The 12,647-nt window shown below is 55.7% G+C and carries 12 protein-coding genes; 10 read left to right on the top strand and 2 right to left on the bottom strand.

Annotated features, from left to right (window positions below; genetic code table 11):
- The 6 genes from LG198_RS08065 to hemB all read left to right on the top strand — a co-directional run bounded on the left by LG198_RS08065 (position 1) and on the right by hemB (position 6,555).
- A complete protein-coding gene (locus LG198_RS08065; protein WP_230342662.1) occupies positions 1-2,601 on the top strand; it encodes a bifunctional diguanylate cyclase/phosphodiesterase in 2,601 nt (866 codons plus the stop codon).
- A gap of 67 nt (positions 2,602-2,668) precedes the next feature.
- On the top strand, positions 2,669-3,235 hold the full coding sequence (locus tag LG198_RS08060) for an anthranilate synthase component II (protein ID WP_230342661.1): 567 nt from the start codon (positions 2,669-2,671) through the stop codon (positions 3,233-3,235).
- Complete coding sequence (trpD, locus tag LG198_RS08055) at positions 3,235-4,260, top strand: anthranilate phosphoribosyltransferase (protein ID WP_230342660.1); 1,026 nt, start codon at positions 3,235-3,237, stop codon at positions 4,258-4,260. The genes LG198_RS08060 and trpD overlap by 1 nt, the downstream gene beginning before the upstream one ends.
- A complete protein-coding gene (locus tag LG198_RS08050) occupies positions 4,257-4,706 on the top strand; it encodes a DUF3465 domain-containing protein (RefSeq protein ID WP_230342659.1) in 450 nt (149 codons plus the stop codon). Before trpD ends, LG198_RS08050 begins: the two co-directional genes overlap by 4 nt.
- Positions 4,707-4,737: 31 nt before the next feature.
- Positions 4,738-5,526: an indole-3-glycerol phosphate synthase TrpC gene (gene trpC, locus LG198_RS08045; protein ID WP_230342658.1), complete on the top strand. Its 789-nt coding sequence runs from the start codon at positions 4,738-4,740 to the stop codon at positions 5,524-5,526.
- 18 nt (positions 5,527-5,544) lie between these two features.
- A complete protein-coding gene (hemB, locus tag LG198_RS08040) occupies positions 5,545-6,555 on the top strand; it encodes a porphobilinogen synthase (protein WP_230342657.1) in 1,011 nt (336 codons plus the stop codon).
- A 30-nt stretch (positions 6,556-6,585) separates the two neighbouring features.
- Here the strand turns inward: hemB and LG198_RS08035 are convergent, their stop codons facing one another.
- Both LG198_RS08035 and LG198_RS08030 read right to left on the bottom strand, forming a co-directional pair.
- A complete protein-coding gene (locus LG198_RS08035) occupies positions 6,586-7,221 on the bottom strand; it encodes a hypothetical protein (protein WP_230342656.1) in 636 nt (211 codons plus the stop codon).
- A gap of 53 nt (positions 7,222-7,274) precedes the next feature.
- Positions 7,275-9,650, bottom strand: a complete 2,376-nt coding sequence (locus LG198_RS08030; protein ID WP_230342655.1) for a penicillin-binding protein 1A — start codon at positions 9,648-9,650, stop codon at positions 7,275-7,277.
- Positions 9,651-9,813: 163 nt separating this feature from the next.
- Here LG198_RS08030 and LG198_RS08025 point away from each other — a divergent pair, with 163 nt between their 5' ends.
- Genes LG198_RS08025 through LG198_RS08010 form a run of 4 tightly spaced genes read left to right on the top strand, consistent with a single transcriptional unit; the run spans position 9,814 to position 12,639 of the window.
- Positions 9,814-10,884, top strand: a complete 1,071-nt coding sequence (locus LG198_RS08025; RefSeq protein ID WP_230342654.1) for a pilus assembly protein PilM — start codon at positions 9,814-9,816, stop codon at positions 10,882-10,884.
- Positions 10,884-11,474, top strand: coding sequence for a PilN domain-containing protein (locus LG198_RS08020; protein WP_230342653.1), 591 nt, complete (start codon positions 10,884-10,886; stop codon positions 11,472-11,474). Before LG198_RS08025 ends, LG198_RS08020 begins: the two co-directional genes overlap by 1 nt.
- Complete coding sequence (locus tag LG198_RS08015) at positions 11,471-12,106, top strand: type IV pilus inner membrane component PilO (protein WP_230342652.1); 636 nt, start codon at positions 11,471-11,473, stop codon at positions 12,104-12,106. The genes LG198_RS08020 and LG198_RS08015 overlap by 4 nt, the downstream gene beginning before the upstream one ends.
- The gene (locus LG198_RS08010; protein WP_230342651.1) at positions 12,103-12,639 is read left to right on the top strand and encodes a pilus assembly protein PilP; all 537 of its coding nucleotides are present in this window, start codon (positions 12,103-12,105) and stop codon (positions 12,637-12,639) included. Before LG198_RS08015 ends, LG198_RS08010 begins: the two co-directional genes overlap by 4 nt.
- Positions 12,640-12,647 lie beyond the last annotated feature (8 nt).

The following is a 12,647-nucleotide window of genomic DNA, read 5'->3' as shown; positions in this document are numbered from 1 at the left end:
ATGGCGGCAGCTAAAGGCCGGGTGTTACTCCGGTTTATCATTCTGATATTAGGGTATTGCGCCATTGGCATGCTGGGTAAAGTGTTGCCATTTTCCATATTAGAGGCAAACCTTGTCTGGTTGCCTGCGGGGGTTGCGGTAGCGGCCTTGCTGCGCTGGGGTATTCATTACTGGCCAGCAGTGCTTGTCGCAGAGGTGGTGCTTGCTGTCATGGCCTATGGCCCAGCTCCTGCCAATTGGATACTCCTCTTCATACTGCCGGTTGCCAACACTGTAGCCTATTTGATCACTGCATGGATGCTGCGGCTTAGCGCTTTCCATCATATGCTTGACCGCATCCGCGATATTCCCATGATGGTCTGCGGGGTTGTTCTCGGGATGCTGGCCTCTGCCGTGGCGAGCCTAGCGGTATTGCATTATGCGCAGGTGGTTGAGTCCGACGACCTGTTGCCTTCCCTGCTGTTTGCATGGGTGGCCAATGTCATTGGGGTGCTGCTGCTATTGCCTTTGCTGCTTAATATCTCCTGGAGTGATCTCAGGAGTTTCTGGCAGCGGCGCAGGAAATATACATTGTTGGCGGTTCTCGTGGTGGCAATGGAATGGGGCATTTTCCATTTTGTGCACGATTATGCCGACCAGTACATGCTGCTGGCTTTCCTTGTATTGCCATTTGTGGTGCTTATCTCCATGCGCATGGGCGTGGCCGGGACCTCACTGGTCGTGCTGGTGCTGTCCATGGTGGCCATGGCCGCCATCCAGGTCGAGACGCACACAAGGCTGGAAGGCCTGGAGCATCAACCGGTATGGGCGCTGTGGGTGCTGATGAGCACATTGTCTATCGTGGGACTGCTTATTACTGCCTTGCAATCTTCACGCGAGCTGACTGAAAAAGCATTGCGCAACAGCGAAACCAGGTTTCGCGCGGTGATCGAGAATGCCCAGGATGGCATTGTCAGTATTGATGAGCAGGGCAGGTTGGTTGAGTTCAACCAGGCGGCTGAAAACATGTTTGGCTATCGCCGTGATGAAGTGCTGGGCAAGATGCTGGTGGAAACCTTGATTCCCCCAGCCCTGCGCGAGGCGCATAAGCAAGGCCACCAGCGTTATCTTCATACGGGCCAGAGCAAAATGCTGGATCGCCGGCTGGAATTGAGCGCATTACGTGCGGATGGCACCGAGTTTCCAGTCGAGTTGACCATTACCTCGCTCAAGGAACAGGGCGTGCCATTGCTGACAGGGTTTTTTCGCGATCTGACCGAGCGCCGCAAGGTTGAGACTGAAATCCGCAACCTGGCTTTTTACGATGCCCTGACCAGTCTGCCGAATCGCCGTCTGCTCATGGACAGGCTGCAGCAAGCCATTGTCGCCAGTGTCCGGCATGGCAACCATGGTGCCGTCCTGTTTATTGATCTGGATGACTTCAAGGCGCTTAATGATTCGCGCGGGCATGATACTGGTGACCTGCTGCTGATCGAGGTTGCCCGGCGTTTGCGGCAATGTGTGCGCAACGAGGATACCGTGGCGCGCCTAGGTGGCGATGAATTCGTGATTGTGCTGGAGGACCTCAGCCTCAGCCTGGAGCAGGCGATTGCTCAAACCAGGCAGGTGGCACAAAAGGTACTCGACGCTATCAACCATCCTTATCAATTGGGCGAGATCGAGCATCACAACTCATCCAGCATCGGCATTGTGTTGTTCAACGGCAATTTCGTCAGCATGGAGGAGTTGCTGAAGCGATCCGACACTGCCATGTATGAGGCCAAGGCCGGCGGGCGCAATACCTTGCGTTTTTTCGATCCTGCCATGCAGGCGGCATTGGAAAAACGCGTCGACATGGAGTTGCAGTTGCGCCTGGCGATTGTGCAGGAGCAGTTGCGATTGTTTTGCCAAGTCCAGGTGGATGCCGAACGCAAGGCATTCGGCGCCGAAGTATTGCTGCGTTGGCAGCACCCGGAGCATGGCCTGCTTTCTCCCAAGGAATTTGTCGGCATTGCCGAGGATAGCGGGCTCATTGTTTCGATTGGTCACTGGGTCTTGTATAACGCCTGTTTGCAGCTCAAGGCATGGGAGGGCAAGCCTGGGTTCGGCGAATTGCAACTTGCCGTGAATGTGAGTGCCCGCCAGTTCCGCCATAGCGATTTTGTTGATGAGGTTAGCAATATCCTGCAAAGCACAGGCGCTGATCCCAGCCTGCTCAAGCTGGAGTTGACGGAGAGCGTGGTGCTAGACAACCTGGCGGACGCCGTTGCCAAGATGAACGCATTACGCGAGCTTGGCGTGCGTTTTTCCATGGATGATTTTGGCACGGGTTATTCTTCGCTGGCCTATCTCAAGCGTCTGCCGCTGACCCAGGTCAAGATCGACCGCTCGTTTGTGTACGATATCGCGGAGGACGCAAGTGACGCTGCAATCGTGCAGGCTATCCTGGCGATGAGCAACACACTGGGACTCAACGTGATTGCAGAGGGCGTGGAGACGGAGGCACAGTTTGACCTGTTGCAAAGCTATGGTTGCCGTTTCTTCCAGGGGTATTTGTTCTCTAAGCCAGTGCTGGTCCAGGACTTTGAGCAATTGCTGCAGGACAAAGGCTTTTTTTTATGATGAATTACGCCCAAAATAGCGAGCTGGGCCTAAAGCGCGAGAAGGCGCAAGATGAAGGAAGCACATTATGCTGTTGATGCTGGATAACTATGACTCGTTTACCTACAACCTCGTGCAATATCTTGGCGAGCTTGGCCAGGATGTACAGGTTTATCGCAATGACGAGATCGACCTTGCCAGCGTGGCGGCCCTTAATCCGCGGCATATCGTGATCTCGCCAGGGCCGTGCACGCCTAACGAGGCAGGTATCTCTGTGCCATTGATCCACGAGTTTGCGGGCAAGATTCCCATTCTCGGTGTTTGCCTGGGCCATCAGAGCATAGGCCAGGCATTTGGCGGCAGGATTGTGCATGCCAAGCAGCTGATGCACGGTAAGACTTCGGAAATCCATCATGCGGATATCGGCGTATTCAAGGGGTTGCCCAATCCCTACACTGCGACGCGCTACCACTCGCTGGTGATCGAGCGCGAAACCATCCCGGACTGTCTGGAAATTACGGCTTGGACCGAAGACGGCGAGATCATGGGCGTGCGCCACAAGACCTTGCCGATTGAGGGCGTGCAGTTCCATCCCGAATCCATCCTAACCCAGTATGGGCACGAGTTGCTGAATAATTTCCTGAAAGCGTATTGATGAGTATTACCCCCAAGAGTGCCCTGCAGAAACTGATAGACCACACGGATTTCAGCCATGAGGAAATGCTGGATATCATGCAGCAGATCATGGGCGGGGCATTTACCCCAGTGCAGATTGCCGGGTTTCTTATCGGACTGCGCGTCAAGGGCGAGACGGTGACCGAGATTGCTGCTGCTGCGCAGGTGATGCGCGAGCTTTCCAGCAAGGTCGAGGTCGCTGATACCCGCCATCTGATTGACACCTGTGGCACGGGCGGTGCGGCTAACAAGGCGTTCAATGTTTCCACTGCCTCGGCGTTTGTTGCTGCCGGTGCGGGGGCGAGAATTGCCAAGCATGGCGGGCGGGCGGCTTCTTCCAAGAGCGGGTCGGCGGATGTGCTGGAAGCGCTTGGGGTCAATATCGGTCTGACACCGGAGCAGGTGGCGCGCTGTGTCGATGAGGCCGGCATCGGCTTCATGTTTGCCCCCAACCACCATGCCGCCATGAAATATGCAGCGCCGGTGCGGCGCGAGCTTGGGGTGCGTACCATGTTCAATCTGCTGGGGCCGATGACAAATCCGGCAGGCGCCAGGCGGCAGGTCATGGGGGTGTTCCACCGTGACTTGGTCAGCCTGCTGGCACAAACGCTGCAAAAGCTCGGCAGCGAGCATGTGATGGTGGTGCACAGTGCGGACGAAATGGATGAGATATCCTTTGCTGCGGATACTTATGTGGCCGAGCTCAAGGATGGCGAAGTACGTGAGTACACGCTTAACCCTACGCAGTTCGGCATTCCTCTGCATGACATCAACAGCATCAGGGTGGAAAATGCCCAGCAATCCAGCGAAATCATTCTCGGCCTGCTGGCCGGTGAGCGGGGCCCCGCGCGTGACATCGTCCTGCTCAATGCCGGGGCGGCGATCTATGTGTCTGGCCTTGCAGATAATCTTGGTGATGGCATCAAGCAGGCAGCCAACTCACTGGATTCCGGCGCTGCTATGGGGAAATTGCAGCAGCTCAAGGCCTTGAGCCAGGCATCATGATGCGCCTGTTGTTGGTCGCTGCCATTGCAGTTACCTATACCTTGTTCCATTTTGGCCAAGGCGGAAGCATTGCATCGCCGGGACCTGAAGCACAGGTATCATTGCAGGGGCATGCAGGCCAGGACATTGGCGAAGCCTTCCGGCAGCGTGCAAGCGGAGTCGCAGTGCAGTCGGGTGGCATGGTGGCCAAGGTGCTGCCGGATGACAATGACGGCTCGCGCCATCAGCGCTTTATCCTCAAGCTGGATAACGACATGACGCTATTGGTGGCGCATAATATTGACCTCGCCCCAAGGCTGGATGGACTCAGGCCGGGCGATACGGTGGATTTCAATGGTGTTTACGAATGGAATGCCAAGGGTGGCGTCATACACTGGACCCATCATGACCCGCGCGGGCGCCACGCGGCTGGCTGGTTGCGCTATAACGGCAGGCTCTATCAGTAGAGCCAGGATTAACGAAAGCGATTGCAGGGCAATGTCAGACATACTCAATAAAATCCTTGAAGTAAAACGTGCGGAGATCAACGCTGCACAGCAGCAAAAGCCATTGGCTGCGGTTGAAGCCGAGGCATTGGCCCAGCTGCCGCCCCGTCCTTTCCTCAAGGCAATCCGGGACAGGATTGCCGCGGGCAAGGCGGCTGTGATTGCAGAAGTCAAGAAGGCAAGCCCCTCCAAGGGGGTGATCCGGGAAGACTTCCGGCCTGCCGAGATTGCCGCCAGCTATGCGAGCCATGGGGCGGCCTGTCTTTCCGTGCTGACCGACGAGCAATTTTTCCAGGGCAATGCCGAATACCTCAAGGCAGCCCGTGCCGCTTGCGACATTCCCGTTCTGCGTAAGGATTTCATGATAGCTCCTTATCAAGTCTATGAAGCGCGCGCCATGGGGGCTGACTGCATCCTGCTGATTGCCGCTGCTCTCGACCTGGCCCAGATGCGCGAACTGGAAACGATTGCCCACAAGCTCGGCATGGGCGTGCTGGTGGAAGTACATAACGGTGAGGAGCTGGAGCTGGCATTACAATTGCAAACTCCGCTGTTGGGGATCAACAACCGCAACCTGCGTACATTCGAGGTCACGTTGGACACCACGCTTTCCCTGTTGCCGCGTATTCCTGCGGAAAAGACAATAGTGACGGAGTCCGGCATATTCACTGCCGAGGATGTGACCTTGATGCGACGCCATGATGTGCATACCTTCCTAGTGGGTGAGGCTTTCATGCGCCAGCCTGACCCAGGCCTGGCATTGGCCCAGGTATTTGCATGAGTATGAGGAGCCTAGGCAATGAGTAAGCAAACACGCCAGTTTCTTGCCATACGTCCGCGCCGGATGCGGCGTGATGAATTTTCGCGCCGCCTGATGCGTGAGCATGTGCTCACTAGCAATGACTTGATCTATCCGGTGTTTGTGCTGGAAGGGGAGAACCGTGTCGAGGAAGTGGCATCCATGCCAGGCGTATTACGCCAGAGCATAGACCGCTTGCTGGAAACTGCCGGGCAGTGTGTGGCGCTGGGGATTCCTGCATTGGCATTATTCCCTGTGGTCGACCAACAATATAAAAGCCTGACCGCTGATGAGGCATGGAACCCGGAAGGGTTGGTGCCGCGCGCAGTACGTGCGCTGAAGGCGGCGTATCCCACGCTGGGGGTCATCACTGATGTTGCGCTTGATCCTTACACCACGCATGGGCAGGATGGCGTCATCGATGAAACAGGCTATGTGCTCAATGATGAGACTGTTGCGATTCTGGCAAAGCAGGTCTTGTGCCATGCCGGGGCAGGCGCGGATGTGGTGGCGCCTTCAGACATGATGGATGGGCGGATTGGAGCGATTCGTGACGCATTGGAAGACGCTGGACATATCCATACCCGCATCCTCGCGTATTCCGCCAAATATGCCTCCGCTTTTTACGGGCCGTTCCGCGATGCGGTGGGGTCTTCCGCCAACCTGGGCAAAGGCAACAAATATAATTACCAGATGGATCCTGCCAATTCTGACGAGGCCTTGCGCGAAGTCGCGCTGGATCTGGAAGAGGGCGCGGACATGGTGATGGTGAAGCCCGGCCTGCCTTATTTGGACATTGTGCGGCGTGTGAAGCAGGAGTTTGGTGTGCCGACCTATGCCTATCACGTGAGCGGCGAATATGCCATGATCAAGGCCGCAGCGCAGAATGGCTGGCTAGATGAAAAAGCCGTGGTGCTGGAGGTCATGCTGGGCTTCAAGCGCGCCGGGGCCGATGGCATCCTGACCTATTACGCCATGGATATTGCGCGCTGGCTGCAAGCAGGCGCTTGATTCCTTAGAGTAAAGAGGTTGAACAGGCTTTTAGCTAGGTACTTGCTTGCTTTGTTGTATCAGGTTGCTAAGTGCTTCAATACCGGCGCGATGGGCATTGCTGCCGTTGACCGGGCTCTTGGTCGGGATGCGCATGTCATCCACCTCAAACACGCTGAGCCTGATCAGGCCGTGAGGCCCCTCCAGCGTGAAGATCGGTACCTTCTTACGCTCAATGCTGCGTCGTTCACTGACCCGGTAGGATTTTTCATCAGTGAGATAGGGCACTTGCTGATTGAGCAGGAATATCTCCACTTCCTTCAGGCTGTCCGCAAACAGGTGAATATGAGTCTCCGCATATTTTCCGGCAGTACCATCCAGCACCGGGCCCGTCAGGTGCGGGTTGAAGCGTTCGAGTAATTGCATGACCAAGAGCGCGTCCTTGCGCAGTTGCAACAGGGCTTCCGGCTGTTCATCACTGTTGTAGATTTCGTGATAAATACGGATTTCTTCCTCGATCTCGCTATTGGCAGGCATGCATTGCGTATCGGTGACGCCAAGCTGACGTCCTGCCTTGCGTTTGGCGTAGGCATAATCCGAGATGCCCTCTTCTGCCATCATGCGCGCGGCATGCTGCGCAACCAATTGGCGTAATTGAGATTGGCGATTGCTGCTATCTTTTGCCATGGTGCAAACGCCTCTTCAGAGTTTGCTGCCAGCGTACTGCTGGCAGCATCAGGTTAAAACAGTTGGTCCGGCCTTGGTGGCGTATCGTCCTGCTTTTCTGTCGGTGGCGTCGAGCCGTGTCCGGGAATCAGGAAGCCCGGAATGAGTGAGAAGGAGGATTCTTCAGGTTCCTGTGGCGGGAATTCATGATAGAAATACTCCATGATGCCCTCACCATCCCCAGCCGCGCGCAGGCCTGTAGCCGGGTTGATGCGGATAGCGCTGACCCCGGCAGGAACCTCGGGCGCGATGTCTGGCACGCCTTTCAGGGCAGAGCTCATGTAATCCACCCAGATAGGCAGTGCCGCCTTGCCGCCGGTTTCCAGGCTGCCCAATGATTTTGGCTTATCGTATCCCATCCAGGCAATCGCGACTTGTGTGGGGTTGTAGCCTGCAAACCAGGCATCGATCTGGTTGTTGGTGGTGCCGGTCTTGCCTGCAAGATCGGAGCGGCCGAGGGTGCGGGCACGCGTGGCTGTGCCTATGCGGACTACATCCTGCAACATGGAATTCATGATAAACGCGTTGCGTCCGTCAATCACGCGCGGGGCGCCCTTGCCAGCCAGCAAAGGCTTGGATTGCTCCACCACCTTGCCGCGGCTGTCCACGACCTTGTCGATAATGTAGGGCTTGACGCGATAGCCGCCGTTGGCAAATACCGAATAAGCGCCTGCCATCTGCCAGGCGGTTACCGAACCCGCGCCCAGCGCCATGGCAAGGTATGGCGGATGATCCTTGGGCGAGAAGCCAAAGCGTGTAATGTAGTCCTGCGCGTAGTTGACGCCTATGCCTTCCAGAATGCGGATGGATACCATGTTCTTGGATTTGGTCAGCGCCGTGCGCATACGCATTGGGCCATCATATTTACGGTCGTAGTTCTTGGGTTCCCAGGCGGAACCGCTGCCGGTTTCACGTGCGGAAATCGAGATGGGTTCATCTTCTATCATGCTTGCCGGGGTAAAGCCTTTTTCCAGGGCCGCAGAATAGATGAACGGTTTAAAGCTGGAGCCCGGCTGGCGCCAGGCCTGGGTGACATGGTTGAACTTGTTGCGGTTGAAATCAAAGCCGCCCACCAGTGCACGCACTGCGCCGTTTTCAGTATCCATGGCGACCAGAGCGGCTTCGGCCTGCGGCAACTGCACGATATGCCATTTGTCACCCTGGCGCATGATGCGGATCACCGCGCCAGGCTTGATCGTGCGTTTGGCCGCGTTTTTTTCTGCAAGCTGCTTTTGCACGAATGCCAGGCCGTCGCCGCTGATCTCAATATTATTGCCATCCTTGGCATAGACACTCACAGCTTTGGGTGTGGCATTGGTGACTACGGCAGGGATCATGCCCTGGAAGCTTTCAAGGTCATCCAAGGCATTATCCAGCCAGTTGCCACTGCCCTGATCGTTGGCGCCTGGGGTCACGATTTTTTCCGGGCCACGGTAGCCATGGCGTCGGTCGTAATCCACAATCCCTTGCAGAATTGCGCGGTTGGCCGCTTCCTGGTTGCTTTTGCGGATGGTGGTGTAGATCTTGAGGCCGCTGCTGTATATATCGTCCTTGTAGCGTTCGTACATGGCCTGGCGCACGATTTCCGCGACATAGTCCGCGGACAGCTCGCGTATCTTGCGCGATTGGCGAAAGCGGTGCGGTTCTTCCAGGGCGGCTTCATATTGTTTCTGGTCGATGTAGCGCAATTCCTTCATGCGGCGCAGCACATAGCGCTGCCGTGCTTCGGCGCGCTTGGGATTGGCAAACGGGTTGTAGCGCGATGGCGCCTTGGGCAGGCCTGCCAGCATGGCGACCTCGGCAATGCTGAGCTGGTCAAGCGGCTTGCCGTAATAGATTTGCGAGGCAGCAGCAAAACCATAGGAGCGATGACCCAGGTATATCTGATTGATATACAGCTCCAGGATCTGGTCCTTGGTCAGGTTGTGCTCGATCTTGATGGAGAGCAGGGCTTCACTGAGTTTGCGGGTGGCGGTTTTTTCGCGGGAAAGGAAAAAGTTGCGCGCTACCTGCATGGTGATGGTGCTGGCGCCTTCCTTGAAACTGCCTGAAGTCACGTTCGAGATCGCGGCACGCAGGATGCCCAGCGTATCGATGCCGCCGTGCTGGTAGAAGCGTTCATCCTCCGCGGCAAGAATCGCCTGCTTCAATGATTGAGGCGTAGCGTCTATGCTGATGAAGGCGCGGCGCTCTTCGCCAAATTCGCCAATCAAAAGGCCATCCTCGGAATAGACGCGCATCGGCACCTTGGGCTTATAGTCGGTCAAGGCTTCCAGGGACGGGAGTTCAGGGTAGAGCAATGTGGCAGCCAGTGCCACCAGTGCAGTTGCTACCAATCCCAGGATAACGCCGGTGAGGATCAGGAACTGCCACCATTTTTTCGGGAGCATTGAATAGGGTTCAGTATTGGTAACAGACGCCGTTATTATAAGTGTCATTACCGTGTTTTTAAAATCAATTAATCTGCTTTGACTTCATGGGTGCTTGTTGCTAGCATCTAAAGTAAATTATTAGAAATAACTGTAAATAACCGTATTGGAAAGGGAATTTCGTTTGAAATTCGACTTTTTCTCAGAGCGTACACCACCTCTGATAGGAATGGATATCAGCTCCAGCTCGGTCAAAATGGTCGAGTTGGCACAGGGGAACAAGGGAGCTTATCATCTGCAGGGCTACGCCATTGCCTCCATGGCCAAGGATGCCGTCGTGGATGGCAATATTGTCGGCCTCGATCTGGTGGCGGATGCGGTAAAACGGGCCTGGAAGCTGCTTGCCACGCGTGAAAAGCGTGTTGCCCTGGCGTTGCCCGCCACTGCCGTGATTACCAAGAAAGTCATCATGCAGGGCGGCATGCGCGAGGAGGATATGGAATTCCAGGTGGAGGCCGAGGCCAACCAGTACATTCCATTCCCGCTGGATGAGGTCAATATTGATTTTCAGGTGCTGGGTCCGGCGCCGAGCAGTGCCGATGAGGTTGAGGTGCTGATCGCAGCCTCGCGCAAGGAAAAAATAGAGGATAGGGTCGCTGCGGCAGAAGGTGCCGGCCTCAAGGTGCTGATCGTTGATGTCGAGTCTTTTGCAACAGAAGCGGCGTATGTGCTCGCAGCGAGCGAGTTGCCCAAGTCCGGCAAGGGTCAAACCGTGATGGTGGTGGATGTGGGAAGTGTCATGACCCATATCCATGTTTTCCATGATGGTCAGTTGGTGCATAGCCGCGAGCAGGCTTTTGGCGGTTATCAGCTCACATTGGAAATCCAGCGGCGCTTTGGCGTTACTGGCGAGGAAGCTGAAATTGCCAAGCGCAATGGCGGGTTGCCGGAAAGTTACGAGAACGAGGTGTTGCAGCCTTTCATACAGTCAGTGGCGCAGGAAGTGGCCCGTAGCCTGCAGTTCTTCACCAATTCTACCCAGTACAACAAAGTGGATCATATCCTGCTGGCAGGCGGCTGTGCCGCCATTCCCGGTCTGGTGGCGCTGATTCAGGAGAAAACCCAGGTCAATTCCCTGATTGCCAATCCATTCAGTCATATGTCCATCAATCCCCGCCTCAAGCAACAGCAGGTCATGGCGGATGCGCCAGCCTTGATGATTGCATGCGGCCTGGCCTTGCGGAGGTTTGACTAATGGTCAGAATCAACCTCCTCCCCCACCGCCAGATTCGCCGCGCTGAACGGCAGCGCCACTTTAATCTCATGCTGGCATTTTCAGCCGCCTTGGGCGTGGCGATTGTGTTTATGGGCAGCACCATTCTCGGCAGCAAGCTGGATGAGCAGGTCAATCGCAATACACGGCTTGAAACCGCGAGTGCCAACCTTGATAAGCAGATTGCCGAAATCAAGGAACTCAAGGCACAGATTCGCAATGTGTTGGACCGAAAACAGATTGTGGAAAACCTGCAGGTCAACCGTAGCCAGTCCGTCATGATGCTGGATGAAATCAGCCGCCTGATGCCCGAAGGCATGTATCTAAAGGCATTGAAGCAGCAGGGCGGACTGGTGACGCTGGAAGGCGTGGCGGATACCAATGCCCGGGTAGCCACCCTGGTGCGTAATTTGTCCGGTTCCGAGTGGCTGCAATCTCCCAATCTGGTGGAAATCAAGTCCGCCACGGTGAATGGGGTGAGGCAGAACAACTTTACCGTCACAGCGCAGTTGAAGGCGCCACCTGCGCCTGAAGATGAAGTGCCAGGTACGCAGAAAGGCGGTGCGCTGTGAACCTGCAGGATTTCAACAATATAGATATCAAAAATGCCGGCAGCCTGCCCTGGCCTGTCAAGGGCGTATTGCTGAGCTTGCTGCTGCTGGTCATCGTGATTGCCGGATATTGGTTTTTCTGGAGCCCGGCGATGGAAGAGCTTGACCAGGCACGGGCAAAGGAAAACGAACTTCGCGAGACTTTCCTCGCCAAGAAGCGCCAGGCGATCAACCTTGAAGCCTACAAGCAGCAGATGGTGGAAATCGAGCGGACTTTCGGCGCGCTGGTAAAACAACTGCCCGACCGTTCGCAGATGGATGGGTTGCTTACGGATATCAACCAGGCTGGCCTTGAGCGTGGCCTGGAGTTTGAGCTGTTCAAGCCCGGTCAGGAAGTGATTGCCGATTTTTATGCTGAAATGCCCATATCGATCAAGGTGACAGGTGCTTATCACGACCTGGGCGAGTTTGCCGGGGATATTGCAAGGCTGCCCCGCATCGTGACCCTGAACGATATCGTCATCAACAACTCAGGGAAGGATAACAAGGACGGGCGTCTGGTGATCGAAGCCGTGGCGCGCACCTACCGTTACCTGGATGCCAATGAGATCGCCAGCAAAAAACAGGCGGAAAAGAAAGAGGTGCGGAAATGAGCGCCTTGAACATTCATACCTGGCGTGTGCGGTCTGGCCATGCTTTCGTGCTTGCGTTGTGTCTGATGCTGACAGCGTGCGGTGACGGGCAGGGTGACGACCTGGATCGTTTTATCCGTGATGCCGGCAACGATATGCATGCACGTATAGAACCCTTGCCTGAGGTGAAAGTTTACACTGCCGCTACCTATAACGTGGATAGCACCCTGAATGACCCGTTCAAGGCGCGCAAGATCGTCAGTTCGCGTAACAGCCTGCAGCCCAATATGAACCGTCCGCGCGAGCCGCTGGAAGCATTTCCGCTGGAAAGCCTAAAGTTTGTCGGCTCGTTGTCGAAGGAGAAGTTACAGTACGCCCTGATACTGACGCCTGATAATCTGGTGCAGCAGATCAAGGTTGGTGGGTACATGGGGCAGAATTTTGGCATGGTGACCGAGATTAGCGAGAGCGGGGCGACGCTCAAGGAAATCATACAGGACGAGTTGAGCGGTGACTGGATAGAACGTACTTCCAGTATTGAGTTGCAGGATTAAGGGTGAAC

It is taken from the genome of Methylobacillus arboreus, assembly GCF_020532725.1.
Classification (GTDB): domain Bacteria; phylum Pseudomonadota; class Gammaproteobacteria; order Burkholderiales; family Methylophilaceae; genus Methylobacillus; species Methylobacillus arboreus.
Note: the sequence above shows the minus strand (reverse complement) of the source record. Positions and strands in the feature narration are given on the sequence as shown.

Coding starts and splice junctions, on each gene's coding strand:
- LG198_RS08065 (WP_230342662.1), top strand. CDS start 1: ATGGCGGCAGCTAAAGGCCGGGTGTTACTCCGGTTTATCATTCTGATA.
- LG198_RS08060 (WP_230342661.1), top strand. CDS start 2,669: ATGCTGTTGATGCTGGATAACTATGACTCGTTTACCTACAACCTCGTG.
- trpD (WP_230342660.1), top strand. CDS start 3,235: ATGAGTATTACCCCCAAGAGTGCCCTGCAGAAACTGATAGACCACACG.
- LG198_RS08050 (WP_230342659.1), top strand. CDS start 4,257: ATGATGCGCCTGTTGTTGGTCGCTGCCATTGCAGTTACCTATACCTTG.
- trpC (WP_230342658.1), top strand. CDS start 4,738: ATGTCAGACATACTCAATAAAATCCTTGAAGTAAAACGTGCGGAGATC.
- hemB (WP_230342657.1), top strand. CDS start 5,545: ATGAGTAAGCAAACACGCCAGTTTCTTGCCATACGTCCGCGCCGGATG.
- LG198_RS08035 (WP_230342656.1), bottom strand. CDS start 7,221: ATGGCAAAAGATAGCAGCAATCGCCAATCTCAATTACGCCAATTGGTT.
- LG198_RS08030 (WP_230342655.1), bottom strand. CDS start 9,650: ATGCTCCCGAAAAAATGGTGGCAGTTCCTGATCCTCACCGGCGTTATC.
- LG198_RS08020 (WP_230342653.1), top strand. CDS start 10,884: ATGGTCAGAATCAACCTCCTCCCCCACCGCCAGATTCGCCGCGCTGAA.
- LG198_RS08010 (WP_230342651.1), top strand. CDS start 12,103: ATGAGCGCCTTGAACATTCATACCTGGCGTGTGCGGTCTGGCCATGCT.